Source organism: Serratia sp. H1w (genome assembly GCF_000633355.1).
GTDB lineage: Bacteria > Pseudomonadota > Gammaproteobacteria > Enterobacterales > Enterobacteriaceae > Chania.
On record NZ_AYMQ01000008.1, the window covers coordinates 1 to 4,897 of the forward strand.

At 54.4% G+C, this 4,897-nt stretch carries 1 protein-coding gene; it reads left to right on the forward strand.

Translation table 11 applies throughout. The annotated features are described in order from the left end of the window. Window positions 1-4,897: ESPR-type extended signal peptide-containing protein (locus tag U869_RS32095; RefSeq protein ID WP_025123713.1), on the forward strand; the 4,897-nt coding region annotated here is incomplete at both ends.

A 4,897-nucleotide genomic window follows, 5' to 3' on the forward strand; every position in this document is an offset into this window, starting at 1 on the left:
TCAATGATCACGGGTATATATCGTTTAGTCTGGAGTGCCGCGCAGCAAGCCTGGGTGGTCGCCAGCGAATTCGCCTCGGCCAAAGGTAAAGGCAAAGATGGCAGCAGTACTCGTCGTGCGCGCCGGGCATTAGTTCGCGCGGGCGGTATGGCCGGTGCATTCGCTGCGGCCTTGGTGAGTATTGAACCAGCGAAAGCCTGGACCGTTAACCCATCAAACGTTGCCAACGGTGGCACCGCCGCTATTGATGGCGGATTAACCAGTAATACCGCCATAGGATCCGGTGCCGTAGCTACCACTAACGGCGCGCTAGCTATTGGCGACGGGGCCAGTGTCACAGCACCGACCACTCCAGCACCAGTAACGGCAAACAATGCTATCGCTATCGGGACAGGGGCAACGGTGGCACCGCCTGCGATTAAGAATGCTTCAGCCGATAACGCCGTAGCCATTGGTACCTCCACATTAGTGACCAATTTAGGCGGGATCGCTGTGGGGGGGATGGCTGTATCGAAAGGCGAGGGCGGTATTGCAATTGGTATGAATTCCTCCACCGGCAGTAGCATCGGTGAAATGGCGTTGGGGTATGGTGCTACTGCGACCAACACCGATAGTATCGCTATCGGTAGAAGTACTACTGCGGGAGGCGCTAGCGTGAGTCTGGGAGCATTTTCTTCTGCTACTGGAAGCCAGGCAATAGCCATTGGCCAAAATGCTACCGCAGGTGGTTTTGGTGCCACAGGCGCTATGGCCATGGGCTATAAGGCAAATGCAAATAACTGGATGGCGATTGCCCAGGGTTTTCAGGCTACAGCTTCAGGCCGTAATACGATCTCTATGGGTTACCAAACCCAGGCGACAGCAGATCAATCGATAGCGTTAGGCCTCAGCGCCATGTCGTCTGCGGATGGTGGGGTAGCATTGGGTTCAGGCACGGTGGCTAACACCGCTGCTGGCGTGGCTGGTTATGTACCGGTTAGTGCAACGACTGCCCAACAGGCCGCGATCGATGCCACCACCAGTACCCAAGGCGCTGTTTCAGTAGGGAATACGACGACTAACGATTATCGCCAGATCACCGGTGTGGCCGCAGGTTCGGTCGACAGTGATGCTGTCAACGTGGCACAGTTGAAAGCGGTTGCAGTTGCCGCCAGCGGTTCAGCTACCCATTACTACAGCGTTAATGACAATGGTACCCAAGGTGGCAACTATAATAACGATGGTGCAACGGGTATTAATTCTATGGCTGCCGGTGTTGGGGCTATCGCTGGTTCTCAAAACGCTATCGCATTGGGTAATGGTGCCAAGGCCACGCAGCAACTTGTTCAAGACACTGCCGATAATGCCATTGCCATTGGTAACGGTGCACTTGCATCTGCAACCAATGGTATTGCACTAGGAGCCGGTGCGCAGGTTGGAAGCACAGAAACTAATGGCATTGCCATCGGCAACAGCAGTACTGTCTATGGGAGTGATTCGTTCGCTATCGGCAACAAGGCCCAAGCCAGAAGTGATAATGCTATAGCATTTGGTGCTAACACTACTTCTTATGGAGAGAGTGTGGCGATGGGTAATGCCGCCAAAGCCGGCACAGTAACCTCAACAGGTGCTACGGCAGTAGGTAGTCAGTCCTTTGCTCAGGGACTTCTCTCTGTGGCGATTGGCCGAGCCGCTGTGGGTGGTGACGACTGGACATCCTATTACACGACGGCTGTTGGCGCGAATGCTGCAGCGAATAAAAAGGGAAGCTCGGTATTTGGTTACAATTCGCTTGCCAATGCTACAAATGCTACAGCACTTGGCTATCAGTCCAGCGCTTTAGCCAGTGATGGTGTTGCTCTAGGGGCAAATTCGAAGGCCACCACTGTTGCAGGTGCGGCTGGTTTTATTCCTGTCAGTGCCACGGTCACTCAACAGACGGCTATCAACGCTACAACTAGTACCTTGGGTGCGGTCTCTGTAGGCGATGTTACAAACGGTAAGTTCCGCCAGATTAATGGGGTTGCGGTAGGTACTGTAGACAGCGACGCTGTTAACGTGTCGCAGCTGAAAGCAGTTGCGGCTTCTGCAAGCGGTTCAGCCACTCATTACTACAGCGTTAATGACAACGGTACCCAAGGTGGCAACTACAATAACGATGGTGCAACGGGTGTTAATGCACTTGCTGCTGGTGTAGGGGCAACCAGTAGTGTCCAAAATGGTATCTCATTAGGTACCAACTCTAAGGTTTATTCGAACGCGGCTGACGATACGGCCGAGAATGCCATTGCCATCGGTAACGGCGCCAAGACCATCTCCTCTAATGGTATTGCCCTGGGGACAAACGCGCTGGTCAACTACAGAAACGTTGACAGCATTGCCATCGGTAACAACAGCACGAGCAATGGGGCGCATTCTGTCGTTGTCGGTGGCAATGCACAAGGGGTCAACTCCAATAGCGTTGCAGTCGGCGATAGTACGATTTCCTATAACCAGAGTGTGGCAGTAGGTAGCACAGCCAAAGCAGGTACAACGACTTCATCGGGTGCTACGGCCGTAGGTTATGGATCCTTTGCTCAAGGACTCCTTTCTGTTGCAATTGGCCGGGATGCGTTGAGTGGTGAGGCCTGGAATACCTTCTTCACCACTTCCGTCGGTGCAGATTCTGCCGCTAATAAAACCGGTGGCACGGTGTTGGGCTATGGTTCGCTCTCTAATGCTACCAACGCCACCGCACTGGGTTACGATGCTAGTGCGTTAGCCAAGGATAGTGTTGCACTGGGTGCAAATTCGAAAGCCAGTACCGAGGCAGGTGCGGTTGGTTATGTTCCTGTTGGGGCGACGAGCGCCCAGCAAACGGCGATCAATGCTACTACTAGCACCTTGGGAGCAGTCTCAATTGGTGATGTAGCAAACGGCCAGTTCCGTCAGATTAATGGGGTCGCTGCCGGTACAGTAGACAGCGATGCTGTCAACGTGTCGCAGTTGAAAGCGGTTGCGAATGCTGCAAGCGCTTCCAGCACCCACTATTACAGCGTCAATGATTTCGGCACAGCGGGCGGTAACTACAACAACGATGGCGCAGTGGGAATGAACTCACTGGCTGCCGGTGTAGATGCTTCTTCAGTGGGCCAGTCATCCATGGCAATGGGTTATCAGGCACTCTCTGATGGAGAATCCAGCATTGCCACCGGTTTGCGTGCTCATACCAACGGGATTAACAGTATTGCTCTTGGTGTTGATTCCTCCACCTCCGATCCAACCAGCACTGGCGCAATTGCCATCGGTTGGGAATCCTTGGCGGCCGCCACCGACGCTACGGCGATCGGTTCAGGTGCCAAAGCACAGAAAGAAGCCTCTACTGCGATTGGCGCTTATGCCAGTGCAGAAGGCGTAAGCAGTATTGCACAAGGTGATCGTGCAGTAGCGCAAGGTGATAGCGCTATTGCCCTGGGTGAAAGGACACAGGCAGTAGGTGAAGGTTCTCTGGCGCTGGGTGCAAACAGCATCGCTACTGAGAATGGTAGCGTCGCTCTGGGTTCTGGTTCTGTGACCGCGGCTGCAGTGGCGACGACTGGTGCAAACATCGGTGGTACTTATTATAGCTTTGCTGGTACGGCACCGACCAGCACCGTCAGCGTTGGTGACTTGAATGCTGAACGTACTATCACCAATGTGGCCGCAGGCCGCGTCGACTTTACCAGTACTGATGCTATCAATGGTTCTCAGTTAGCGGCGACCAACAAACAGGTAGATATCAACGCCGTTAATATCACTAATAACACGAATGATATTAATGGATTGAAAGATGATGCCTTGCAGTGGGATCCGACCGCTAATGGCGGTGCGGGTGCCTATAGCGCCAACCATATGGGGAATGGCAAGTCCAAAATCACCAACGTAGCAGCGGGCGATCTGACTGACACCAGCACCGATGCGGTCAACGGTTCACAGCTGAAAGCGACCAACGATCAGGTGGATATCAACACCACCAACATCGCGGGCAATACCACGGCGATCACCAATCTGGGTGATACCGTAGACAACATCTACAACACCGGGACCAAGTACTTCCACGCCAACTCTACCGGCACCGACTCTGTCGCGTCTGGTCTGGATGCGGTGGCCATCGGTATGGGCGCTATCGCCAGTGCTGATGGTAGCGTCGCGCTGGGTGCGGGTTCACTGGCAGACGGCAGCACCTTGTCGCATGACGCCTATCTGGTCGGTGGTAAAGCGAAGGGTGAAGTGAACGTGGGCGATCGTCGGATTACCGGGCTGGCTGCCGGTGCGGACGATATGGATGCGGTCAACGTGGCGCAGTTGAAAGCCACGGCAGCGGGTTCTGTTGCTGATGCGGTGATGTATGACAACAGCACTCACAACAACATTACCCTGGGTGGCAACACCTACGACAACAGCACACACACCGGTGGCACCACCATCACCAACGTGGCGGATGGCGTAGCGCCAAGCGATGCGGTGAATTATTCACAGTTGACCGAAACCAACAACAACGTGACCAACCTGGGTGATACCGTCACCAATCTGGGCGACAGCGTTAACAACATCTACAACACCGGGACCAAGTACTTCCACGCCAATTCCACCGGTACAGATTCGTCTGCGCAGGGTCAGGATTCCGTGGCGATTGGTATGGGGGCAGTCTCTACCCATGACAACGACGTTGCATTGGGTGCAGGCTCCGTGACTGCCGCCGCAGAAGCGACGGCCAAAGCGAACATCAACGGCAAAGAGTACGATTTTGCCGGGGTCGCTCCAACCAGCACCGTCAGTGTGGGTGATAAGGGGGCGGAACGTACTATCACTAACGTGGCCGCAGGCCGTCTGAGTGATACCAGCACCGATGCGGTAAACGGTTCACAACTGTATGCAACCAACCAGTCCATCGATACGC